This window comes from Aliidongia sp. (assembly GCF_035943795.1).
Classification (GTDB): Bacteria; Pseudomonadota; Alphaproteobacteria; order ATCC43930; family CGMCC-115725; genus Aliidongia.
This window is the reverse complement of the sequence record NZ_DASZBY010000014.1, coordinates 1-23,176: the sequence shown is the minus strand read 5'-3', so window position 1 is coordinate 23,176 and position 23,176 is coordinate 1. Positions and strand designations below refer to the sequence as shown.

General features: G+C 66.0%; 22 protein-coding genes and 1 pseudogene. 13 read left to right on the top strand and 10 right to left on the bottom strand.

The features are described 5' to 3' along the window. Window positions 1-14 precede the first annotated feature (14 nt). The 6 genes and pseudogenes from VGV37_RS02375 to VGV37_RS02350 form a co-directional block, all read right to left on the bottom strand. A pseudogene (locus VGV37_RS02375) lies at window positions 15-557 on the bottom strand (transposase); the annotation flags it as partial. Window positions 558-708: 151 nt separating this feature from the next. Continuing rightward, a complete protein-coding gene (locus VGV37_RS02370) occupies window positions 709-2,352 on the bottom strand; it encodes a GMC family oxidoreductase (RefSeq protein WP_326878002.1) in 1,644 nt (547 codons plus the stop codon). Next, window positions 2,342-2,983 carry a gluconate 2-dehydrogenase subunit 3 family protein gene (locus VGV37_RS02365; protein ID WP_326878001.1) on the bottom strand — a complete coding sequence of 214 codons (642 nt, stop codon included), beginning with the start codon at window positions 2,981-2,983 and terminating at the stop codon, window positions 2,342-2,344. Before VGV37_RS02365 ends, VGV37_RS02370 begins: the two co-directional genes overlap by 11 nt. After that, window positions 2,976-3,917, bottom strand: a complete 942-nt coding sequence (locus tag VGV37_RS02360) for a hypothetical protein (RefSeq protein ID WP_326878000.1) — start codon at window positions 3,915-3,917, stop codon at window positions 2,976-2,978. The genes VGV37_RS02365 and VGV37_RS02360 overlap by 8 nt, the downstream gene beginning before the upstream one ends. Further along, on the bottom strand, window positions 3,914-5,020 hold the full coding sequence (locus tag VGV37_RS02355) for an enolase C-terminal domain-like protein (RefSeq protein WP_326877999.1): 1,107 nt from the start codon (window positions 5,018-5,020) through the stop codon (window positions 3,914-3,916). The genes VGV37_RS02360 and VGV37_RS02355 overlap by 4 nt, the downstream gene beginning before the upstream one ends. 4 nt (window positions 5,021-5,024) lie before the next feature. Further along, complete coding sequence (locus VGV37_RS02350) at window positions 5,025-6,812, bottom strand: thiamine pyrophosphate-requiring protein (RefSeq protein ID WP_414637902.1); 1,788 nt, start codon at window positions 6,810-6,812, stop codon at window positions 5,025-5,027. An 82-nt stretch (window positions 6,813-6,894) separates the two neighbouring features. Here VGV37_RS02350 and VGV37_RS02345 point away from each other — a divergent pair, with 82 nt between their 5' ends. Next, a complete protein-coding gene (locus VGV37_RS02345; RefSeq protein WP_326877998.1) occupies window positions 6,895-7,779 on the top strand; it encodes an SMP-30/gluconolactonase/LRE family protein in 885 nt (294 codons plus the stop codon). Window positions 7,780-8,358: 579 nt separating this feature from the next. On the opposite strand, the gene VGV37_RS02340 is transcribed toward VGV37_RS02345, so the two are convergent. From VGV37_RS02340 to VGV37_RS02325, 4 genes are all read right to left on the bottom strand, one after another. After that, window positions 8,359-8,637, bottom strand: a complete 279-nt coding sequence (locus VGV37_RS02340) for a hypothetical protein (RefSeq protein WP_326877997.1) — start codon at window positions 8,635-8,637, stop codon at window positions 8,359-8,361. 137 nt (window positions 8,638-8,774) lie between these two features. Continuing rightward, window positions 8,775-9,011 carry a hypothetical protein gene (locus VGV37_RS02335; protein ID WP_326877996.1) on the bottom strand — a complete coding sequence of 79 codons (237 nt, stop codon included), beginning with the start codon at window positions 9,009-9,011 and terminating at the stop codon, window positions 8,775-8,777. Between the two features lie 551 nt (window positions 9,012-9,562). Next, window positions 9,563-10,767, bottom strand: a protein-coding gene (locus VGV37_RS02330; protein ID WP_326877995.1) for an ISAzo13 family transposase whose coding sequence is annotated in 2 segments (ribosomal slippage) — window positions 9,563-10,626 and window positions 10,626-10,767 — 1,206 coding nt in all. Because the reading frame shifts where the segments join, the coding sequence is not laid out codon by codon here. A 346-nt stretch (window positions 10,768-11,113) separates the two neighbouring features. Then, complete coding sequence (locus tag VGV37_RS02325; protein WP_326877994.1) at window positions 11,114-11,875, bottom strand: IclR family transcriptional regulator; 762 nt, start codon at window positions 11,873-11,875, stop codon at window positions 11,114-11,116. Between the two features lie 99 nt (window positions 11,876-11,974). Between VGV37_RS02325 and VGV37_RS02320 the strand changes: the two genes are divergently transcribed. From VGV37_RS02320 to VGV37_RS02265, 12 genes are all read left to right on the top strand, one after another. Continuing rightward, on the top strand, window positions 11,975-12,775 hold the full coding sequence (locus tag VGV37_RS02320; RefSeq protein ID WP_326877993.1) for an enoyl-CoA hydratase: 801 nt from the start codon (window positions 11,975-11,977) through the stop codon (window positions 12,773-12,775). Continuing rightward, a complete protein-coding gene (locus VGV37_RS02315; protein ID WP_326877992.1) occupies window positions 12,772-13,962 on the top strand; it encodes an acyl-CoA dehydrogenase family protein in 1,191 nt (396 codons plus the stop codon). The genes VGV37_RS02320 and VGV37_RS02315 overlap by 4 nt, the downstream gene beginning before the upstream one ends. Further along, window positions 13,959-15,053 (top strand): acyl-CoA dehydrogenase family protein, encoded by a 1,095-nt coding sequence (locus VGV37_RS02310; protein WP_326877991.1) that lies wholly within the window; start codon window positions 13,959-13,961, stop codon window positions 15,051-15,053. The genes VGV37_RS02315 and VGV37_RS02310 overlap by 4 nt, the downstream gene beginning before the upstream one ends. After that, a complete protein-coding gene (locus VGV37_RS02305; protein WP_326877990.1) occupies window positions 15,050-16,498 on the top strand; it encodes a hypothetical protein in 1,449 nt (482 codons plus the stop codon). Before VGV37_RS02310 ends, VGV37_RS02305 begins: the two co-directional genes overlap by 4 nt. A gap of 99 nt (window positions 16,499-16,597) precedes the next feature. Beyond that, complete coding sequence (locus VGV37_RS02300) at window positions 16,598-17,755, top strand: ABC transporter substrate-binding protein (RefSeq protein WP_326877989.1); 1,158 nt, start codon at window positions 16,598-16,600, stop codon at window positions 17,753-17,755. Further along, window positions 17,755-18,621: a branched-chain amino acid ABC transporter permease gene (locus VGV37_RS02295; RefSeq protein WP_326877988.1), complete on the top strand. Its 867-nt coding sequence runs from the start codon at window positions 17,755-17,757 to the stop codon at window positions 18,619-18,621. The genes VGV37_RS02300 and VGV37_RS02295 overlap by 1 nt, the downstream gene beginning before the upstream one ends. Before the next feature lie 16 nt (window positions 18,622-18,637). Then, window positions 18,638-19,573 carry a branched-chain amino acid ABC transporter permease gene (locus VGV37_RS02290; protein ID WP_326877987.1) on the top strand — a complete coding sequence of 312 codons (936 nt, stop codon included), beginning with the start codon at window positions 18,638-18,640 and terminating at the stop codon, window positions 19,571-19,573. Then, on the top strand, window positions 19,570-20,322 hold the full coding sequence (locus VGV37_RS02285; RefSeq protein ID WP_326877986.1) for an ATP-binding cassette domain-containing protein: 753 nt from the start codon (window positions 19,570-19,572) through the stop codon (window positions 20,320-20,322). Before VGV37_RS02290 ends, VGV37_RS02285 begins: the two co-directional genes overlap by 4 nt. Further along, window positions 20,322-21,047: an ABC transporter ATP-binding protein gene (locus VGV37_RS02280; RefSeq protein WP_326877985.1), complete on the top strand. Its 726-nt coding sequence runs from the start codon at window positions 20,322-20,324 to the stop codon at window positions 21,045-21,047. The genes VGV37_RS02285 and VGV37_RS02280 overlap by 1 nt, the downstream gene beginning before the upstream one ends. A 4-nt stretch (window positions 21,048-21,051) precedes the next feature. Continuing rightward, window positions 21,052-21,843 (top strand): CoA transferase subunit A, encoded by a 792-nt coding sequence (locus VGV37_RS02275; protein ID WP_326877984.1) that lies wholly within the window; start codon window positions 21,052-21,054, stop codon window positions 21,841-21,843. Next, complete coding sequence (locus VGV37_RS02270; RefSeq protein ID WP_326877983.1) at window positions 21,840-22,685, top strand: CoA-transferase; 846 nt, start codon at window positions 21,840-21,842, stop codon at window positions 22,683-22,685. Before VGV37_RS02275 ends, VGV37_RS02270 begins: the two co-directional genes overlap by 4 nt. Before the next feature lie 264 nt (window positions 22,686-22,949). Then, window positions 22,950-23,176: MerR family transcriptional regulator (locus VGV37_RS02265; RefSeq protein WP_326877982.1), on the top strand; the 227-nt coding region annotated here is incomplete at its 3' end.

Below are 23,176 nucleotides of genomic sequence, written 5' to 3'. Positions count from 1 at the left end.
CACTTTTGATGGAGTCAGGCATCGACGAGCCCGACGACGCGGGCCTCCAGAAGGTCGATTTTGCCCCGGCCGTACATCTGGCGCTTGACCAGCTTGAGCTTGGTGATCTGCCCCTCGGTCTGCCCGTTCGACCAGGATGAGGTGATCGCGGCACTGACGGCCGCCTTATCTTTCACGACGCCGTTGAGGAAGGAGGCGACGATGCTGGAGCGGGCACCTTCGATCCAGGCATCGAGAAGCCCGAGCGATCTCTGCCGGATCATGGCCTGGAACGCGGCAATAATTCCACGCGCTTCGACGAGGGACGGGACGCCCGCCTCGATCGCGGCGACCATGACCGTTTCGGATTTCGACAGCCTATCTCGCTCGAACGTGAGGAGCCGGGCGATGGTTCGTGCACCAGGCGTCCGGCTGAGAGCGCCGTCGGCTTTGTCTGCATTCCGCCGGCGCGTTGCCCATTCGCTGACGACGCGAAGGCAGCCACGGAAGCCCTGCTTCTTCAACTGCCGCCAGAGCGCGGTGGCATTCCGCTCGCCCGCGGTCCATTGAGCGTCAAGCCTGTAAAATGGGTTACCCTCGAGCAAGCCCGGCTCGATCGAAGGAATTGCAGGCGATCCGCGCAAAACTGATCCGGTCTTAAAGCTCGCCATCGCCCTTCGTGCTCGTCGGCGGCATCATCGTGCCGTGCGTGCTCAGTCTCAACGCTGCTTACAACTCACCGCGGCCTGCCAGCTCTCGTATACGATCAGCCGTCCGCATGGCGATGGCGGTGATGGTCAACGATGGATTGACCCCGCCCGTGGTCGGAAACACCGACCCGTCGCAGACCCAGAGGTTCGGGATGTCCCAGCTGCGGCAATCGTCATCGACGACACTGGTCGCCGGATCGAAGCCCATGCGGGCGGTGCCGGCCAAATGATTGGTGTCGTCCTCTTGCCGGAAAATCTCCTTGGCGCCGACGGCTTCGAGGCTGGTCTGCATCTGGCCGAGGGCGTGGCCGATCAGGGCCTTGTCGTTGTCGCCCCAGCTGTAGGTCACCCGCGCGATGCGCAAGCCGTACTGGTCGGTCTCGTCGGCGAGCGTCACCCGGTTGCGCTCGTCCGGCAGCATCTCGCCCACCATCTTTAACCCCACCTGATGGTTATATTTGGCCATTTCATCGACCAGGGCCTGTCCCCACAGCCCCCGGGCGCCGGTCTGGATCGTGACCCATTCGACCGGCAGCGGGCCCTGGGCCATCCAGCAATAGCCGCCGGCGAAATCCTTGCGGTCGTCGTAGTTCCAATGCTCGGTGATCGCCAACGACGGCGGGCCCTTATACCACCGCACCTCGCGGTCCATCGTGCCGAATACCGCCTGGTTCGACTGGGTCATCAGGTTCTTACCGACCAGGCCTGAGCTGTTGGCCAGGCCGTCGGGGAATTGATCGGTGGCGGAGGCGAGCAGCAACCGCGGCGTTTCGATCGCATATCCCGCGACGACGACGTTGCGTGCCGCCTGAAAGCGCCATTTGCCCTGACGGAAATAATGCACCCCGGTGGCGCGGCCGTCCGGTCCCATCTCGATCCGGCCGACCATGGCCAGATCGCGGATCTCGGCGCCGGCGGCGAGCGCTTTCGGAATGAAGGTCACGAGCTGGCTCTGCTTGGCATTGGTCGAGCAGCCGAAGCGGCAGAAGCCGCGATAGACGCAGGGCGGCGACTGGCCGTGAGGGGCAGAGACCGTCGCGAGCGGCGTCGGCGTCCATTTATAGCCCATGGCTTCGGCACCCCGCGCCAGCAGCTCTGCCGCACCGTTCAACTCATGGGCCCGATAAGGATAGCGCGGCCGCTTCGGGCCCCAGGGATAGCGGATCGGCCCCGCGATGCTGAGCGCCCGTTCGGCCTTGGCGTAATAGTCCCACATCTCGCGCCAGTCGAGCGGCCAGTCGGCGCCATAGCCCAGCATGCTGAGCGACTTGAACCATTCCGGGCGGAAGCGCAGCGACACCATGGCGAAATGTACCGTGCTGCCGCCTACGGCCTTGCCGCTGTTCTTGCCGCCCATGGTCAGCGGGTTGGCACCGTCGACGATGCGCTCGTCGGTCCAGTAGAGCTTGTTCTGCTCCTGCTCGTCCGAGGCGAAGTCTTCGAGGGGCCGGAAATACGGCCCGGCGTCGAAGCCGACGACGGAGAAACCCTGCTCGGCCAAGCCGGCGATCAGCGGACCGCCGCCGGCACCCGTGCCGATCACGACAAAATCGACGGGTTCGCTCTCCGGATATTGCCGCATCGGCACCCAGCCGCCCGGCTTGAACACGTCGGGCGCTCGTCCACCCGCCGCGCGCGGGGCCGCGAACGGATCAGCCGACATGGTCGTTCTTTCGCCGCGCCGCCTCTTCTTCTCCCGGCTTGGCCTCGGCAGCTTCCCAGGGATCGCGCCGGTCGAGCCCCATGCGGACGTAGCCGCGCGGGCTGGCCGGGCCACCGAAGCCGATCTCGTTCCAGGATGTCGGATGGGCGTAATAGGCGTGGGTGATGTCGGGCAGCACGCGATGGGCGAAGAACAGGGCGCACGGCATGCCGCCCCACGCGGGGCCGGTCAGCTTGCCTTGCTGCATCAAGGTCAGCAGTGCGTCCTGTTCGTGCGGTCGAACGGCGTGAAAGGGCGCGCCGTGCGTTTCCCGGGCTGCACCGTCAAGGGCGGCCAGACCCCGCCGCCAGGCGTCGCCCTGCGGCGGCATCTGGGCGTAGCGGTAACCGTCCTGCATATTGCCGGCCATCTTCTGATCGACGTAGGCCGCGAGCGGGACCGGCGGGCGATCCTTCGGCTGCGGCAGGATGCGCTCGCACACGGCGGTGAGCGTCCGCCATTCCTCGTCCGTGAAGAAGCTGGCCTCGCGCGGGGCCGACAGGCGCCGGTCGATCACCCGGCGGGTCTGCTCGTTCCAGGAGTCCGACCAGCGCTTGGACAGGACGTCATAGCCCGGATAGCGCTCAGTCATCGGGATGGTCCTCCATCAGGCCCAGCGCCGCGAGACCGGCCAGCGCCAGGCCGGTGAAGCTGGGCGGGGCCGGGATCGGCGGTCCGTCGACCAGGTTCTGCCGCCAGTTGCGCCAGCCGCCCATCGCGCGCGACACCCCATAGGCATGAAACCCGGCACCAGCGAAACCCAGCACCGCCGTCAGGCGCAGCCACCAGCGGGTGATCCGGCGTGGCTGCCGGGTGGCACCGGCGGCGGCATGGCCGATCAGCGCCGCCGCCACCGGCGGCGCGGTCACCGGCAAGTACATGAACGGGTTCTGGAAGGACCCGCGCAGATGCAGCAGCCCGGCCTCGCCGACCGTACCGAGCAGGCCCAGGCTGGTGGCGGCAGCGACGGCGCGTCCGGCCGGAATGCCCAGGATCGTCGGCACGGTACCGGGCGTGGTGTCGCGCACCCGCTCCGACAGGAAGCCCATGGCGCCGGACAGGATCAGTGCCGCCGGCGCGCCGATCGGGGCCGAATAGAACAGGTTCTGCCAGCTGAGGCCGCCCGGCTTCTTGGTGACGTTGAACAGGTGGAAGCCGGTGCCGATCAGCCCGGTCACGGCGGCGGCAGCATAGATGGCGTCACGCAGGCGGTGGGGCGACGGCCGCTTGTCCATGTGGCCGTGGGCGCTGACCAGCAACGACAGGAACGAGGTGGCCAGCGGCGCCACCATCGCCTTGTTCTGGAACGAGCCGCGATAATGCTCGATGGCGCTGTCGGCCAGCACGGAACCCGCGATCAGTCCCGCGGCGCGGTTCATCCGCCGCGCGGCCCGAACCGCAGCGGAGGGATCGACCGGTGCCGGCCGCGCGACCGGTTCGGTGACGTCGGGAGCGTGGGTCACCGCCAGCGCCAGCGCGCCCAGGACAGAGATGCCGGCGGTGGCGATGGCGGTACCCCGGCTCATGCCCGGCCTCCGGATGCGACGGCGAAGCGTTCGGCATCCTGGGTCTTGAACGTCAGGCCGAGCCCGGGGCGCGACCGGTCGGGCGCAATCGTGCCGTCCCGCGGCAGCGGCGCGCCATCGAACAGCATCCGCTCGATCCGGGCATGGTCGTGGAACCACTCGACATGGCGGAAACGCGGGGTGGCGCAGCCGAGGTGGCTGTGCAGCGCCGGCGCGCAATGGGCCGAGAGGTCGGTGTGGAACGCGGCGGCGAGCGTCGCCGCCTGCAGGAAGCCGGTGACGCCGCCGCAGCGGGTGGCGTCGGCCTGCAGCACGTCGACCGCGCCGGCTTCGAGCATCCGCCGGAAATAATCCGGCGAATAGCCGTATTCGCCAGCGGCGATCTCCATCGGCGCCGGCGAATGTTCGCGCACGAGCCGCAGGCCGGCGAGGTCGTCGGACGAGACCGGCTCCTCGAACCAGAGCACGTCCTGCTCCATGAACAGCCTGGCGAAATGCTGGGCCTGCTTCGGGCCAAAGGCGCCATTGGCATCGACGAACAGGCCGGCGGACCCGATCGCGGATTTTGCCGCAGCGACGCGCGCGGGATCCTGCTCCGGATGGGTGCCGATCTTCATCTTGACCCAGTGGCAGCCCTCGCGCTCGACCCAGCCGGCCAATTGCCGCGCAAGTTCGCGATCGTCGTAGCTGGTGAAGCCGCCGCTGCCATAGATCGGCACGGCTTCGCGATAGCGGCCGAGCAGCGTCGCCAGCGGCTGATCCACCAGCACGGCCTTCAGGTCCCAGAGCGCGGTATCGACGGCGGAGATCGCCGTCGCCGCCAGACCGTCGCGGCCGAGGTTGCGTACCGCCGCCTGCATCGCAGACCAGGCCGCCTGCGGGTCCATCGCGTCGCGGCCGAGGACGGCCTGGGCCAGTGTCGTGGCGATCAGGACAGCGGCCGAAGCGTGGGTATAGCTGTAGCCGAGGCCGGTCTTGCCCGCGGCCCGCACCTGGACGACGACCAGCGTGGTCGATGTCCAGGCCGCGGTCCCGTCGGCTTCCGGCAGGTCGGTCGGAATGGTGTAGGTCCGGGCGGAGAGGTGCTCGATCTTCGCGTCCAATGCCTCAGTCCTTGCCGCCGGGCAGGACCGACGCCAGCACCTGGCGGGCCGAGTTCTTGAGCACGCTGCCCAGCTCCGGCTCGGTGCCCATCATGGTCATGAAGTTCTTGGCGTCCTTCAGCGTGATGTGCGGCGGCAGGGGCGGGACGTTGGGATCGGTGTAGCATTCCAGGATCACGGGCCGATCGGCTGCCAGCGCCTCGTCCCAGGCGGCGCCCAGCCGCTCCGGGTCGTCGACGAAGATGCCCTTCAACCCCAGCAGCTCGGCGTATTTGTGATAGGGGAAATCCGGGATGCTCTGGGTCGATTCGGTCTTGCCGTCGCCCAGCTGGACCCGTTCCTCCCAGGTGACCTGGTTCAGGTCGCGGTTGTTCAGCACCATGACGATCAGGCGCGGGTTCGACCATTCCTTCCAGTATTTCGAGATGGTGATCATCTCGTTGAGCCCGTTCATCTGCATGGCGCCGTCGCCGATGAAGGCGATGACCACGCGCTCCGGAAACGCCATTTTCGCCGCAATGGCGTAGGGCGTTGCCGCACCGAGCGAGGCGAGGCTGCCCGACAGCGACCCCATCATGCCTCGGCGCATCTTGATGTCGCGGGCATACCAGTTGGCGACCGAGCCGCTGTCGCCGGTCATGATGCAGTTTTCCGGCAGGCGCTTCGACAGCTCCCAGAACACGCGCTGCGGGTTGATCGGGTCGGCCGGCTCCATCGCGCGCTTTTCCAAGGTCTTCCACCATTTGGCGACGCCGGTCTCGATGCCCTTGCGCCACCGGTCGGCCGGCTTCTGCTCCAAGAGCGGCAGCAGCGCCCGCAGAGTCACGGCGCTGTCGCCGACCATGTTGACCTCCATCGGATAGCGCAGGCTGAGCCTGGTGCCGTCGATATCGATCTGCACGCCGCGCGCGGATCCGGGCTTGGGCAGGAATTCGCTGTATGGGAAACACGACCCGATCATCAGGAACGTGTCGCAACCCTGCATCAGGTCCCAACTGGGCTCGGTCCCGAGCAGGCCCAACGAACCCGTCACCCAGGGCAGGTCGTCAGGCAGGGCGGCCTTGCCCAGCAATGCCTTGGCGCAGCCGGCCTGCAGCCGCTCGGCGACGGCGATCAACTCGTCGGTGGCCCCCAGCGCGCCGGCGCCGATCAGCATCGCTACCTTCTTGCCGGCGTTCAGCACGGCGGCCGCCTGGCTCAACAGCGCGTCGTTCGGCAGTTCGGCCGGGCCGGCATAGCCGGTGCCGGTATGGGTCGTGCCGTGGGCCATGGGCGGCTCTTCGTAGGGCAGCAGCTGCAGGTCGTTCGGCACGATCACGCATGTGACCGTCCGGCGGGTCTGCGCGATGCGGAACGCCCGATCGATCAGGTGGCGGATCTGGCTCGGCACCATCGCGGTTGCGACAAAATCGCCGGCGACGTCCTTGAACAGCGATTGGAGGTCGACCTCCTGCTGATAATGCGCACCGATGCCGGTGCGCGCCGTCTGGCCGACGATGGCGACGGCCGGCACATGGTCCATCTTGGCGTCGTAGAGGCCGGTCAGCAGATGGATTGCACCGGGACCGGATGTCGCGAAGCACAGCCCGACCTCACCGGTGAACTTGGCATGGGCCGATGCCATGAATGCCGCCATCTCCTCATGACGCACCTGGACGTATTGCAGCGTCTTCTTGGTTTTTTCCAGCGCCACGTCGAGCCCGCCAACCCCGTCGCCCGGATAGCCGTAGACCCGTTTGACGCCCCATTCCTGAACGCGGTGCCAGATGTATTCGCTGACGTTCATGCTCATGGGACGACGCTCCTGCGGCTGGAATTCGATCCCCAACACGGCACCGATTGGCCGGTTCCGGGTTGAACGCGGGGAGGTCGATATGGAAATCGAAGTGGTGGTACCGGGCGGCGCCACGATCGGCGAAGCGCCGACCTGGGTCGCGGCCGAGGCGGCGCTCTATTGGATCGACATCAAGAGGCCGGCGCTCTATCGGCTCGACCCGGCGACCGGCGCACAGCGCAGTTGGCCGATGCCGAGCGACATCGGCGCCTTTGCGCTCACAGCCGATCCGCCGGGCGCGGTCGTGGCGCTACGGACCGGCTTGTTCCGGCTCGACTTCGCGTCGGACAAACTGGACCGCCTGGCGCCGCCACCCTTCGACCCGAAGCTGTTCCGCTTCAACGAGGGCGCCTGCGACATAAACGGCCGCTTTTGGATCGGCGTGATGTTCGACCCGCTGACGGAGGCCTCGCCGCCGCTAAAATCCTCGATGCACAGCTTCACGCTCGCGGGCGGGCTGAGGCCCGAGCCCGACGCCGCCGAATTGCACAACGGCATGGCCTGGAGTGCCGACAACGAGATTTTCTACCTGTCCCACAGCCAGCGACAGGCGATCTTTGCCTATGAGTTCGATCCTGCGGCCGGTCGCCTTGGAGCGCCCAGACTCTTTGCCAGCGTGCCGAAGGATGACGGCCTGCCCGACGGCGCCGCGATCGACGACCTGGGCGGCTACTGGTGCGCGCTCCACGGCGGTGGCCGGCTGCGACGGTACAAGCCGTCCGGCGCGGTCGATTGCGACATCGCGCTGCCGGTCAGCCAGCCGACCATGTGCGCTTTCGGCGGCGCCGATCTCGAAGACCTCTACGTCACCAGCGCCTCGGATCAATTGATGCCGGAACAGCGCCGTCGCGAGCCGCTCGCCGGCGCGCTCCTAAAGCTGCGCCCCGGCGTGAGCGGCCTTGCGCGGTCCTATTTGGTACGCTGAGCGAAATCCTATTGGTTCGGGCCAGCACTGCTCGGGGCCATGCCGGCTCCGGTCGTCGATGGCGAGGACGCGATGCGCGGTGGGACCGAATTCGGCCCCGACACCAGCGGGCGCGTCGGCGTCGCGAGAGAAACCGGGCCCGTATTGCCCTTCGAACTTCCTGGAGGCTGAATGCCGATCACAACCCCCGGGACTGAGGTGCGCGTCCGTTTTGTCCGGGCTGGTTATACCCGGAGAGTTGGTCGGCACGGTCGCTGGACCGCTTGCCGCCTGCCCATAGGCGGTGATGGAGATGCACATGGCGGCAATGGCGACGAAAGGCGCAGGCTTCAAGAACTCTCTCCTGGGTGGGCGGCCAACAGTTCTCAGCCTGCGAATGGACATCCACCCCGCGGCTCGACGATCGGTTGCCCTCGTGCTCGGCGCGGAACTTCGCCGACATCGCATAGGCTTGACGGCGCACCCGCATGATCGAGCCCAACGGACAATGGGCGACGATGCCGTGCCAGGGATTGAACGATAGGCCCTGGCCGCCCGAAGTGGCGCGTCTCTGGTCCCAGGTCGGCTGGGGCCCGACCGTCAGGCGGCCGACGGCGATGTAAGGGCTCTTGTCCTTTGGCCAGGGAACCGGAGCATCTGGTGCAAGGCGGCATAGACGAGCCCATCGAGCGGGAACTCGGCGGCGAAGGGTCGCTTCGCTGCGATCTTGAGCGGACCGTCGATGCGGGAGATCGGCGCGCCGATCAGGCCATGCTTGTGATTGATCAACGGATCGGGCTTGCCGCCGGGAATGAAGCCGTCGGGGGCGAGCGCGATGGCCGCCTTCACGCTTTGCAGGGCGTCCTGGACGATGGTCATCGGGTTATCTCCTGATGCTGCCCAGTTTGAGGACGGTATCGACGATCAATCGCATGGAGAGTTCTTGATTGTGTTGCACGGCAGGCCCTTCGCGGCGGCTAGCTCCATTTCCGCTGCCGCACGGACGACCGTTTCCGTCAGGAGTTTGCCCCGCGATGCCGCTTCGGCCGCCTGTGCCCGCCACGGCTTGTGTGCGAGGCGCCCAGGGCCAGCCGCACCTCCTTGACGCCGCCGCCGTCCATCTCGATCCTGGCCGCCGGCGGGACGAGCGCGAAGGCATAAGAGGCACGATCCCGCACCTTGCGATAACGGGATCGTCCGGCCATGCCGTTCGGCGGCAGGGTCACGGCGGTGATGAGGTCGCCCGCGTCCAAGACCGTCTCGACGTGCGGCATCTGCCCCGGCAGGCGATGAAGCGCACGAGCGGGATCCGTTGGGAGTGCCTTCGCCCGTCACCACGGCGTCCATGGCGGCCAGTGCCACGCACATGTCGGACGCATGCGTAACGATGCACGCGTCCCAGGCATCGAGAATGCGATTCGAGGCATGGCTCGAGGAACCCTATGCAAACTGTACGTCCAGTTTGTCGTATTGTCCGCCGCAAAGCCGCCGGTCTACTGTCGGCCCAAATGCGCCGAGGAATGAACGGTCTGGGCCGTTGGCATGACTGGGGCGGACATTCGTGCCCTGATCGTCTTTGGTCGTTCCGGACCGGGGCCAGGTATTCCTAATCGGCGAGCACGACGCCTGAGCAACCCCGCCTCTGTTTGTCCGTCAACTCATCCGACAATCAATTTGTCCGGAAACTCATCGCCAACCGAGTTGCCGGACCAAATTTCGCCGTCACCGCCAAACGGCCCGTCTACGGACATGTAGCCGATAGGGCGAATTCGGCGACTTAGGACATCCGCATCGATAACCGCTGCTATTTTGGCGATTGGCGCGGGTTGATGGTGTAGTTCCATTCGGGGTGGAAGTCGTCGCCCGTGATGTCGAGGCTCGCCATCTCGGCGTCGGAGACCTTGACGCCTTTCTCGTATGTCCTGGGGTCGAGCGCGCATTCGACCTTGAGGCCGGTCTTGGTCGTGGTGGCCCCGATCAGTTCGACCACGGCGAGGTGGTCTGTGAGCGGGCGGCCGCGCCAGTTCTGGGTGATTCGGCAGAACAGCCGGTGCTCGATTTTGTTCCACTTCGACGTTCCCGGCGGATAGTGATGGACGTGAAGGAGCAGTCCCGTCTCGTCGGCGAACCTCTGCAGTTCTCGCTTCCATAGCCGCACGCGGGCGCCGTTCGAGCCGCCGCAATCCGCCGTGATCGTCAGCTCGCGGATTTGCGGGTAACGCTCACGCCCCATGCGCGTAAGCCACGCGCGAATGGCGGCGACCGCGAACTCGGCGGTGTCGGCGGTAATCCCGACACTGACCCAACCCTCGTCGGCAGCCACGTCGTAGACCCCGTAGGGGACCACCTTGCCCAGCGCCTTGTCCTCGAAGTCATGCACCTTCACACGGCGCGGATCGCCCTTCGGACGATAGTCGCTCCCGCCGTTCTTGAACGCGCCGACCAGCTCCTTTTTCTTGGTGTCGACCGACACCACAGCCTGACCTGAGGCCTGCGCCGCCAAGACTTTCGCGCTGATGTGCTCGAACTGGGCGTTGCGGTCTGGGTGCTTCGAGCCCTCGTCTGCCTTGCGGTTGAACTGGCGCGAGAAGCCGAGCCCGATGAGCAGCTTGCGCACGGTGTTGGCGCTGATCGCATGGCCCATGCCGGCCAACGCAGACGCCAGCTTGTCGTAGCTCTTCGATACCCACAATAGCGGCCGGACCGGATCGCCCAAGGTCGCCGGCTCAACCAGGCGCTTAAGGTCGGCTTGCAGCGTCGGATCACGCTCGGTCAACGGCTTCGGCCCGCCGCCTTCACGACGCACACGGCCATGCGGCGGCGGCGCATCGAGCTCTTTCAGGCCCCGACCGATCGTCGAACGCGCGAGCCGGTGATCTGCGATACCGCCGCCAGCCCGCCCAGCCCAGCCGCTCGCGTCTCGCTCGCCGCGAATACCCGTCGGCCCCGCTCGTCCCGCTTCGAGCCGTCTGCCTCCCACCGCTGCTCAATCCCGCGCCGATCGATCATGCCTCGCGATAGCACGCGCTGCTGCACAACGGAATCGTATCCGCCTGAGTCATTCCGCCGCAGCGTCGAGACAGTCGGTCGATTCACTTATCGATGCGGATGTCCTTAGCACCGCCAACGGCGAAGAGCAGCCGTTCTGGATTGCGCCCATGGCTGCCGCTCCCCGGCATTTGAGAACTTCTCCGAAGCGGCTGGTCTCCCTAACGCTGTTGGTGAGACGGAAAGCGATCTGTCCGGGAAGGGCCGTTTGGCGGACAGCGATCCAGTCGAACGGCCCTAGGTGAGACAGTAAGTTCTGAGCAGCTCGCCCGTTTTTGAGCCGCGGGATGCTGCGCAGCAGATGGTGTTAAACCGGCGGTAGTTGCCCGATGGTGGCACGAAGCAAACGCGATAGCTGGTCTATTCTCGGAGGAAGCATTCTGCTTGAAATGCAGGCGATGCTGACGGCGAGCCAGGGGAGACCGATTGGGTTGGGGATGACCATACCCAGTCCATCGACGCCTTCCGTGATGGCCCCTCGGCTGAGCGAATATCCGACTGCGCGGGTCGAATGGATGGCCGCCTGTGCCGCACTCACGTCGTAACCGCTGACTTTTTCCCGCGCATTGCGATCAAGCGTCCGAGCGATCTCCGCGTCATCTAGGTTCGCCAGCAATGCCACGCCGCCGGCACCGATCCCGAGGGGGCGTCGCCCCCCGACCTCAAGGGTCAGCGTGCGGATTGGGAAGGTGCCTTCCGCCCGGTCAAGACAAACCGCGTCGCTGCCGCTGCGCCGCACCAAATAGACCGTATCTCCGCTATCCTCCGCGAGGCGTCGGAGATGCGGCCGAAAGCCGTCAATCAAGCTGGTTCCTGGCTGAACGGCTAGCCCAAGCTCGAAGATCAACGCACCCAATCGATAACGGCGGCTAGTCTGATCCTGGGAAACTAAATGCTCCTCAATAAGGCCCTGGAGAATGCGATGAATCGTGGGTTGCGTTAGGTCGGTGCTTCGGCACAAGTCCACAAGCCGCGCGCCCTCGCGACCATAGCGGGCCACGATCCTGAGGAGTGCCGCTGCCCGTGCGATCGCCTGGGTTCCGTGAGAAGATCCCTTGATAGTCCGCATTGTGGAATATATTCTGTTTCATCAATATTCATTTTGACAGTATTTCCAAAGCAATCATAGGGTTTAGCTCGGGAGTCATGTCGGATAAAGATCCATATAATGGATTATGAAGACGTTGAATATGAAGATCTGAACGGCGTTGCCCGGATCTGGCACAACCGGCCGCAGGTCCGCAATGCCGAGAGCCAGCGCCTGCTGGATGAGATCGACAGCGCTATGCGCTGTGCCGCCGAGGACCCGTCGATCCGGGTCGTCATCTTAGGCGGGCGCGGCGATCATTTCTCGGCCGGCCACGATCTGAAGGAAGCCCAGGCGAACCGGGCCGATTTCACGGTCGAACAGCGCTGGGCTTACGAGGAACTGCGCTACTACGAATACGCGCTCAACATCTTCGATCTGCCCAAGCCGACCATCGCCCAGGTCCAGGGTGCCTGCGTGGCCGGCGGTTTCATGCTGGCTAATATGTGCGATCTAGTCGTGGCAGCGGAGGATGCGTTCTTCGCCGATCCTGTGGCCCATAGTCTGGGCGCGGCTGCGGTCGAGGTGCTGATCCATCCCTGGGTGATGGGCATGCGCAAAGCCAAGGAGATGCTGTTTACCGGCCAGCGCATGGACGCTGCCGAAGCGTTGCGTATCGGCATGGTCAATCGCGTGGTGCCGCGGGCCGAGCTTGAAGACGCAACCCTGGCACTCGCTCGCCGGATCGCCGAGGCGCCGCCGTTCGGGCTGAAGCTATTGAAGCGCTCGCTCAACCGAGGCCTCGATATCCAGGGCCTGCGCACGGCGCTCGAAGCGCATTTTGACACGCATCAGCTGTCGCACCTGACCGAGGGGTTCAAGCAGGCCCGCGATCGCGGCTTGAGTGGTGCCATCAAGGCCGGCAAGGACACGCTGAAATGACGTGCCCGCCGTGGCAGACCCTCGACGATGTCGCATTCCGGACGGCGTTGCGCGGCTGGCTCAGGGAACACCTGGCGATGGTCACGGCCGGCTTCCCGCCTGGGACCTCGCCGCATGATCTGGATTTCCGCCGCGGATGGGAGGACCATCTCTGCGTCAGCGGCTGGAGTGGTCTCTCCTGGCCGGTCGAGCATGGCGGCAAAGGCTTGTCGCTCGGCCGGCAGGCGATCTTCCTCGAAGAACATGCCGCCTCAGGTGCGCCGTTGCCCCTGAACGCCATCGCCCATGGCATTCTGGGCCCGACGCTGATCCATTTCGGCTCACCTGCGCAGCAGCGGCGCTTCCTGCCCAAGATCCTGTCGAACGAGGAAATCTGGTGCCAGGGCTACTCGGAGCCAGGAGCAGGGTCAGATTTGGCGGCGCTTGCGACCCGGGCAGTGCGCGATAGCGATGTCTATCGGGTCTGCGGGCAGAAGATCTGGACCAGCTTCGCCCATATCGCCGACTGGTGCTTCCTGCTGGCGCGGACCGATACCACCGCCGCCAAGCATCGCGGCATCAGCTTCCTGCTGATCGACATGCGTAGCCCCGGCATCACGGTCCGGCCGATCCGGCAGATGAGCGGCGAGGCGGATTTCAACGAAGTGTTCTTCGACGATGTCCGTGTGCCGGTCGAGAATCTGATCGGTGCCGAGAATGACGGTTGGCGCATCGCCATGGCTGCCGCTAGTTTCGAACGCGGTACCTATTTCGTGCCCAGGCTCGTGCGCTTGCAGGCGGAGCTGATCGAACTAGCCCGACTTGCGGCCGAAAGCGGTGGCGGCCGGCATGCGGCCAGCCCGGCGATCCGCGACCGGCTAGCGCGCAGTTTCATCGATGTAAACGTGCTGAGGCTGCATGCCCATCGCTCGCTGGCCGCCGCCATGCGCGGCGAGGCGCCCGGACCGGAGTCCTCCTACATCAAACTACTGTGGAGCGAGGCGCATCAGCGCCTGCTCGACCTCGCCATGGACGTACTGGGTCGCCAGGGCGCGCTCGGCCCGCAGGAGCCGTCGGCGCTGAAGCATGGTAGCTGGCAGCGGGACTATCTCTGGTCGCGTGCCGAGACCATCCTGGCCGGCACGTCCGAAATCCAGCGCAACATCATCGCGGAACGGGTGCTCGGCCTGCCGCGGGGGACGGCATGAGGGACCTGCTCCGCTACAGCGCCCGGCGCAGCCTCGCCGAAGCCCTGCCTCACGACCAGTTGCGCGCCGGGCCGGAAGCGCCGACGCGCGACGCCTGGGCGGTGGCCGTTACTCAGGGCTGGACCGGGTTGCTGGTGCCGGAGGAGTACGGCGGGTCGGCGCTCGCCCTCGCCGACATGGTCGTGCTGAGCGAGGAGTTGGGACGCGCCTTATTCCCGGGCCCGTTGGTCGCGACCGCGGTGCTGGGCGCCACCCTCGCGACCGGTCACGCGGCATTGCTGACCAGTATCGCCAACGGCAGCATCAGGATCGGCGTCAGCTGGCCGGACGATCTGCGCGGCGGCCTGCCGGTACAGCCGGGACCGGTCAATCGGAATGGGGCGCTCCGGGGCAGCCTGACGCTGGTCGAATATCCGATTGATGCGACCCATATCCTGCTACTCGATTGGGACCAGGCGATCCTGGTGCCGGCCAGCGATCTCGTTGTGACCGAGCAGCAGCCGTTCGACATCACCTGTCCGATCGGTAGCGTCGACTGCGACGGCGTCCGGCTCGGCCATTGCCCGACGCTCACGCATGACGCGATCATGATCGAGCGGGCCATGGCGGCTGCGGCCGTCACCATCGCCGCCGAACTGGTCGGCGTCGCGGCGGCGGCCCTCGAAATGACCATCTCCTACGTCGGCGAGCGCCGGCAGTTCGGTACCACGATCGGATCGTTCCAGGCGGTGAAGCATCGCTTGGCAGACACTTACGTGCTGATCGAGAATGCGCGCAGCGCCACCGCCTATGCCGCCGCGGTCGAGGATGCCCGGGGCCGGGATCGCGCCTTGGCACTCGATACCGCGGCCAGCTGCGCCGTCGAGGCGGCACTGGCGGCGACGGCAGACGCGGTGCAGCTGCATGGTGCGATCGGCTATGCCTGGGACCATGATGCCCATCTCTATTTGAAGCGGGCGCGGCGGCTTGCGGCGAACCTGGGACAGCCGGAGGCGGCACGCGCACGCATCGCGGCCACGCTGATGCAGAGCCTGTCGCACGGCGCCGAATTCCTGTTTCCGCCGATCGCAGTGCTCGAGGAGACGAGATGACTGCCGACCATCACCATCCGGCCCCGGCGGACGAGCAGCCGATCCCGTATTACTGGCAATCGGTCGATTGGCCGAAGCTGATGGTCGACTATCCGCCGCCGCCGCATTTCGCGCGCACCACCGGCCAGCTCTCGGCCGATGCGATGCGAGCCTTGCAGAACGAGCGCTTCATGGCCCGGGTCGCCGACGCCTGGGCGATCCCGTTCTATGCCGAGCGCTGGCGGGCGGCCGGGCTCGGCCCCGGCGACATCCGCTCGCTCGACGACATCGACCGCATCCCGACTTTCACCAGCGACGACCTCAAGCAGGCGATCGCCGCCGCCCCACCGTTCGGCAACCACCACCCGATCGGCCGCGACGACTTCGGCGTCCTGCCGCTCAAGATCCAGACCAGCGGCGGCACCACCGGCATGCCGCGCATGACGCTGTTCGACCCGATCGCGTGGGAGGTGCAGGCGATCCAGGTCGCCCGTGCACTCTATGCCCAAGGGGCACGGCCGGGCGACATCATCCAGATCCCCTATACAACCTCGCTCGCCAATGCCGGCTGGTGCGCCTATACCGCCGCCCACAATTGGCTGGGCTGCGTGCCGGCCACGACCGGGTCTGGCCTGGTGACGCCGACCGAGCGCCAGATCGATCTCGCCCGCGCCTGGGGCACCAACGTCTGGTTCGCCCGTGGCGAATATCTCGGCCGGATCGCCGAGGTCGCAGCGGCGAGCGGCTTCGACCTCAAAGAGCTGCCGACCAAGTTCATCCATTCCTACCTTGGTCCCGATACAGAGGGGATCGTACGCAAGCGGCTCGAGGAAGCCTGGGGCGTGCCGATCTACGACAATTACGGCTCGCACGAGGTCGGTCTCATTTCCTGGGAATGCCAGGCGCGCGACCACAAGCACATCAGCGAGGATACGGTCTATTGCCAGCTTGTCGGGGTCGACGACCGGCAGCCAATTGCTGAGGGCGGGGTCGGCAATCTGGTCGTGACCAGCCTGCATCGCAGCATGCCGCCGTTCATCCGCTATAATCTGCGCGATCTCTTGACGCTCTATCCGCATGCTACCTGCGCCTGTGGGGTGAGTTCGCGCAAGCTCTCGACCTTCCTCGGCCGCAGCGACGAGATGGTGAAGCTGCGCGGCACCAACGTCTATCCACTCGCCTGCCAGAACGCGGTCGTGGCCGACCCGCGCAACACCGGCGATTTCCTGTGCGTCGCTGAATTTCGTGGCGAGGGCCTGGGTCGGCGCGAGGAAATGACCGTGCGCATCGAGCGACGCAGCACCGACATCGATGCCGGGCAACTGGCCGTCGACATGCGCCACGCACTGCATCGCGATCTGGGCGCCAAGGTCGATGTCGAAATCGTCGAGGCTGGCAGCCTGGCGCCCTTTACCCGCATGGGCGGGGAGGGCAAGGTCAGAAGATTGCTCGACCTCAGAAAATAAGAAATCCGAGCCAATGCGCCGGAAGGAACGAGGGAGGCGGGGATGGAAGCGGCAAAGAACTTGATAAGGGCGGCGGCCCTGGTGGCGGCCGGATGGACAATGCTCGGCAGTGTCCAGGCGGCGGCCCCGACCGGTGATCCGATTACGATCGGCGTGGTCGAGGACCGGTCCGGGGCGGCTACCTTCTATTCATCGGAATCGGTGAAGAGCGTGAAGCTGTTCATCGACATGATCAACCACGGCGAATACCTGTTCGCCTCCAGCGCCGTCGGCACGGCGCCCGGCATCCTCGGCCGTCCGGTCAAGGCGATCTACGAGGATGACGAAAACAATCCGAACCTGACCGCGGTCAAGACCCGCCGTCTCCTTGAGAATGGCGCGCAGATCATCTTCTTCGTCTCGGGCTCCGGCTCGACTCTGCAGGGCCGCATCGTCTGCACCGAGCAGAAGATCCTGTGCATGGCGCCGACCAACGTCAGCGCCAAAATTGTCCAGCCGCCGAACAACGACTATATTTTCACCATCACGCCGCAGAGCGAGACGGCGTCAGCGGTCTATGTCGAGGCCTGGAAGAAGCTCGGCCTCACCAAGCTTGCCTTCATCGAGGACGAGTCCGCGACGGCGAAGACGGTGGCCGATGCCTATCGCAAGGCCTTCGAGGCAGCGGGTCTCAGTCGTGTTGCCGACGAACAGGTCGAGGCGAGTGCCCGCGACGCGAACGCCCAGCTGCTGCGCATCAGTGCGGCCAAGCCCGACCTGATCTTCGATCTCATTCAGTCCGCGCCCAGCAGCGCCAACATGTATCGCAGCGCCGCCAGGCTCGATCTCAAGCTTGCCCGTTGGGGCACCAACACGATCACGGCCCAACCGAAGATCTGGCAATTGGCCGGCGATGCCATCAACGGTCTGTTGGTGGTCGATAATCTGGCGCCCGACAATCCGAATACCAACCAGGTGAAAGCCGCCTATCAAAAGCAATACGGCGCCGACGCGCCCTATGTCTTTCTGCATAGCATGGTGTGGGACGCGCTGATGCTGACCAAGAAGGCGGCGGAGGCGGTGGGCTCGACTGACGGCACCAAACTGCGCGACGCGATCGAGGGCATGACCGACTTTCCATCCTCCTACGGCCAGAAGGGCAACCTGCTGAATTTCGCCAAGGAACGGCACAACGGTGCCGGCAACAAGGGCAACGTCGTCGTCCAGTTCGCGCATGGCTCGCCGTCCGCGGTCTGGGACGTGTACCAGCCGAACTGATGGAACTCAGTCTCGTCGTTTCCGGGATCGAAACCGGCGCCTTCTACGGGCTGGTCGCCTTGGGCTATTTCTTGTTCCTGCGCGCGACGGCGGCGGTCAATTTCGCCATGGGCGCCTATGTCATGTTCGCCGGTCTCGCGTATGGGTACTTCAGCGAAGACCCGTCGGCACCGCTGGTGCTCGGCTTGGCGAGTGCCTTCGGTGCTGCCGTGCTGTTCTCCTGGATCACAGAAGATCTCATCCTGCGGCCGATGGCGCGGCGGGCGCGCGACGAGTTCGGGGCGGTCATGGCGATCGTGGCGCTGATGTTCGTCATCGAGCAACTGGCCGGCCTCGCGTTCGGCCGCCGGCCGCTACTTGGCCGTGAGCTCCTTGACGGCGCGCTGGTCGTCGGCAGCCTTGCCATCGACTATCACGATCTCCTGGCGCTGGTGGCGACGCTCGGCACCTTCGCCGCGGTAGCAGCCTGGCTGAAGCGCGGCCGCTACGGGCGCATGCTGCGCGCCGTGGGCGACAACGAGGCAGCGGCGCGGGCGCTGGGGCTGCCGGTCCGCCGCGTGCGGCTGGTCGCCGTGATCGCGACGGGGCTCATCTGCGGCCTCGCTGGCATCCTGGTAGCGCCGCAGACGGCGCTCAGCTTCCAGTCCCATCTCTCCTTCGCCATCCTGGGCTTCATCGCTTTGGTGCTGGGCGGCGTCGGCACGCCCTGGGCACCGCTGGTCGGCGGCATGCTGGTGTCGGCGATTGAAGCGGCGTCGGCGCGCTATATCGGCGGTTTCGCCCGCGACTACGTGCTTCTGGCGCTGGTCATCCTGGTGTTCTCATTCCGGCCGGAAGGCCTGTTTACCGTCCGGGTGCGGTCATGAGCCTAAAGGTGCACCAGTGAGCAGTCGGCGCGAGATGCTGGTGAGCCTGGTGCTGTCAGCTGCGTTCCTCGCTTATGTCGAGGCGAACGCCTATCGCCAGGACCTGGGCATGCTGGCGATCGCCTATGCGCTGCTGGCGCTCGGCATGTACCTGCCGCTGGCGCTGTGCGGCAGCCTGTCTCTCGCCTACAACGCCTATTTCGCCATCGGCGCCTATGCGGTCGCGATCATCTCCCACGCGGCAGCGGCCTGGATGCCGGTCGCCATTCCTATCGCCGTTCTGATTTCCATGGCGACGGCGGCGCTGCTGGGGCTGGTGACGCGCCGCCTCTCGGGCTTTCACCTGGCGGTCGCGACGATGATGTTCGGCATTGCGGTCCATACCTGGCTCTTGAATACCGACAGCGTCACCGGCGGGGCGACCGGCATCGGCGACATCCCGCGGCTCGACATCCTTGGCTGGGGGCTGGATCGCGGGCCGCTCATCGCCTTCGGCGTCATCCTAGTCTGGCTCATCGCGACGGCGATCGGGCGACTGCGCGCCTCGCTCGTCGGCATCGCCATGCGGGCCCAGCGTGAGTCTCTGGTCGCCGCGGCCGCGAATGGGGTTCCGACCGCAGCACTGCGCATCCTGGCGCTCGCTGTCGGCGCCGGGATCGCGACACTCGCCGGCGTGCTGCTCGCATTCATGAACCGGTTCGTGCTGCCGGATTCCTTCGCGATCAAGGTCGTATTCCTGGTACTGTTCATGCCGGTACTGGGCGGGCTGGCGACGCCCTGGGGCGCGGTGCTGGGCGCTTTGCTCGTCGTCGCCTTCACGCTTGGCTTCGATTTCTTCCAGGGGCCGGGCAGTCTGACTTTCGGTCTATTGACCCTGGGCGTGCTGCTGCTGGTGCCGAACGGTCTCCTGGGCGGGCTCGCAGCCCTCGTGGGACGCAGGCGGTCGACATGACGCTCCGCTGCACCGGCATCCGCAAATCCTATGGCGGCCTGCATGTCCTGCACGGCGTCGGCTTCGAGGTCGCACCCGGTGAGATCCTGGGCTTGTGCGGCGCGAACGGCGCCGGCAAGACCACGCTCATGGACATCATCGGCGGCCAGCAGTCGATGAATGCCGGCGCGGTCGAACTGGCCGGAGAGGCGCTCGTCGGCGATACCGCCCGGCGGGCGCGCGCCGGCCTCGCCCGCACCTTCCAGCATCCCCAGGTCGCGACCGACCTGAGCTTGCGCGAGAATATCGCGCTCGGTCTCGCCGGCGGTCGGATTGGCTCGTTTGGCGCGCTGGTCCGCGGCCTCTTCGCCGGCATCGTCGAGGGGGCGTGTGCCGGCATGGAGCTGGTCGAAGCCGCGGCCGAACACCTGTCGCTGGGCGGGCTCGGCCGCCGCGCCGGCGACGTCACCTTCGGCGAGTTGCGCCTGGTCGAGCTCGCCCGCGCGCTGGTTCAACAGCCGAAGCTGATCATGCTCGATGAGCCCTTTTCCGGCGTCGGTGACGGTGGCATCGCCGCCATCATCGAGGCGCTGCGCCGGATCCGGGCCCAGGGCACCGCCGTGCTGCTGATCGACCATAACGTCGACCTGTTGACGGCGCTGGCCGACCGTATGGCGCTCTTGGCCCAGGGCGCCATCGTGGTCGAAGGCACGGTCGAGGCCTGCCTCGCCGACGAGATGTTCCGCCGCACTTATATCGGGGCGGTCTGATGCTGGCGGCGAAAGGCATCTCCGTCCGGTACCGCCAGGTCGAGGCGGTCGGCGACGTCAGCATTGAGGCGCCGGGTGGCGCCATCACCGCCCTGGTCGGGCCGAACGGCGCCGGCAAAAGCAGCCTGATCCAGGCGATCATGGGGGCCGTCCGCGGCGCCAAGGGTTCGATCCTGATCGACGGCGTGGCGGTCGACCGGCTCGGCCCGACCGGTCGCGCCCGCGCCGGCATCGCGCTGGTGCCGCAGGGCCGCCAGGTCTTCCCACACCTGACCGTGTGGGAGAATTTGCAGGTGATGGCCGACGCAATCGGCCTGCCCGATGAAGCGACGACGGCGGCGCTGCAGCGCTTTCCCATCCTGGAAACCCGGCGGCGCCTGCCAGCCGGGGTGTTGAGCGGGGGCGAGCAGCAGATGCTGGCACTCGCCCGGGCGCTGATGACGAAGCCTAAGATCCTGCTGCTCGACGAGCCGTCGCTGGGTCTGGCACCGCTCATCGTCGAGGAACTGGTCCGCACGGTCGTGGACCTTGCGCAGGGAGGCATGGCGGTGCTGATGGCCGAGCCGTCAATCCGCTTCATCCGCAGCCATATCGATCGCGGCTACGTCATGTTCCGCGGTCGGATCGTTGCCGAGGCGACCGGGGCGTCGGCGCTCGAAACAGCATATCTCGCCCAAATGGACGGCAGTGTCTCTCGCGCGGAAAGGCGGCACCAAGTTGGATAAGCGCATGGATCTGGCAGCGCTGGTCGCTGCCCTTCACGACGGTGACAGCATCGCCTTCGGCGGCGGCGGGTTGCAGCGCAAGCCGATGGCGGCCGCCAAGGCGATCGGCGCCTCGAGCTTGAGGGATCTCGAAGTGATCTCGATGCTGGGCGGGCCGGAGGTCGATCTGCTGATCGGATTGGCCAAGGTCCGGCTACTGCGCTTCGCCTTCGTTGGATTCGACGCTTATGGGTTGGCACCCAATTTTCGCAGGGCGCGGGAGGCCGGCAGCCTGCCGATCGTCGAATATTCCGAGGCGACTACGATCGCTGCTTTTGAGGCCGGGGCGAAGCGCCTGCCGTTCCAGCCGAGCCGCTGCGGCCTCGGCACCGACCTGATGACCACGCCGACCTCGCCGTTCAGGACCATGGTCTGCCCCTTCACCGGCGAGACGCTGCTGCTGGTACCGGCGCTCGTTCCTGACGTTGCGGTCATCCATGTCAACATCGCCGACCGTGCCGGCAATGGTGTCATCCTGGGCGATGCCTATGCCGATCCGCTCATCGCGCGAGCGGCGAAGCGCACCTATCTCACCGCCGACACGATCGTTGATGAGTTGCCGCGCGGCGGCATGGACCGGCGGGCGATGCTGATCTCGCGGCTGTGGGTCAAGGGAGTGTGCGAGACCACGAACGGGACCGGCTTCACTGCCCTCTATCCGGACCATCCAACCAACCTGCCGGCGGTACAGGCCTATCAGGCGAAGGCCACAGATCGTACCTGGCTCGATAGCTTTACCCAGGGAGCGGCTTCATGAGCGACTATACGCTGGAAGAGCTGTTGATCGCCCGCATGGCCAAGGAATTCAGCGGCGAGCGCATCGCGGTCGGGGCGACGATCCTGTCCGACCTGTCGGCGCGCCTGGCGAAAGCGCTTTATGTGCCCGATGCGATGTTGCTGACCCATTCGCGCGCCGCCGCCGATCCGGTGCTGACGCCGAAAGGGCTGAACGAAGAATGGTCGCTGACCCCCTCCGCCGCGAGCTTCCTCGGTTGGCCGGAGATGTTCGACATGATCGCCCAGGGCATGTTGCAGATCTGGATTGGCACGGTGCAGATCGACAAGCACGGCAATTCCAACATCTCGGTCGTGGGCACCTGGGACAAGCCGGCGGTGCAGTTGGTTGGGGCTCGCGGCGTGCCCGACGATCTCTGGGGCTGCGAGCGGCTCTGCTATCATCTGCGCAAGCACAACAAGCGCGCCTTCGTCGACAAGGTCGATTTCGTCTGCGGTCTCGGCTATGGCCCGGAACGCAACAGATTGAAGCTCGACCGCGGCTGGCCGGGTACGGTCGTGTCGGACCTGGGCGTGTTCGGCTGGGACGAAGAAGCCGGTCACATGAAGATCGAGACGCTGCATCCGGGCGTCACCTTCGCCGAGGTCCAGGCCAAGACCGAGTTCACCTGGCCGGCGAAACACGGCGAAAGCTTCCCCGAAACGGCAGCCCCGACTGAAGAAGAGCTTCATTGGATCCGCGAGAAGCTGGACCCGCGCGGCATACGCCGGCTGGAATCCACTGAGGCGAGCGACGAGCTGCTGCAATCCCTCTGGGCGGAGGAAGCCCTCCAGATCTTAAAAACCAAGCGAGTTTCCCCATGACTGACGCTGTCACCGTCGCCACCAACCGTACGCCGATCGGAAATTGGCGGGCGTACGGCGCGGCGGCGGGTCCGACGAAGAGCTGCCATGAGACGGAGTAGGCACGAAAGTCGCTTCCTTGCGCCGGCCGCTACAAAGCCGCCAGCGTTCACCACGGCGGGCCTGGCAGACCGGATCCGATTTCGTCTCGAAAAGTCAGCGCTTGACTTAGAGCGCGCTCTAACTTGTAGAAGTCTCAGCGTCGTGACGGAAACAGGTTGGAACATGAAGATCGGGGACCTCGCCAAGCGCACAGGCATGAGCACCCATACGCTCCGCTACTACGAGCGGATCGGGCTGCTGCCGTATGCGCCGCGGTCGTCGAGCCAGCGGGAATACGACGAGAGCATTCTGCCGTGGATCGAATTTCTGGGGCGTCTCAAGACGACCGGCATGCCGATCCGCGACATGGTGCGCTATGCCGGCCTGCGGGCGAAGGGTCCGGTCGGCGA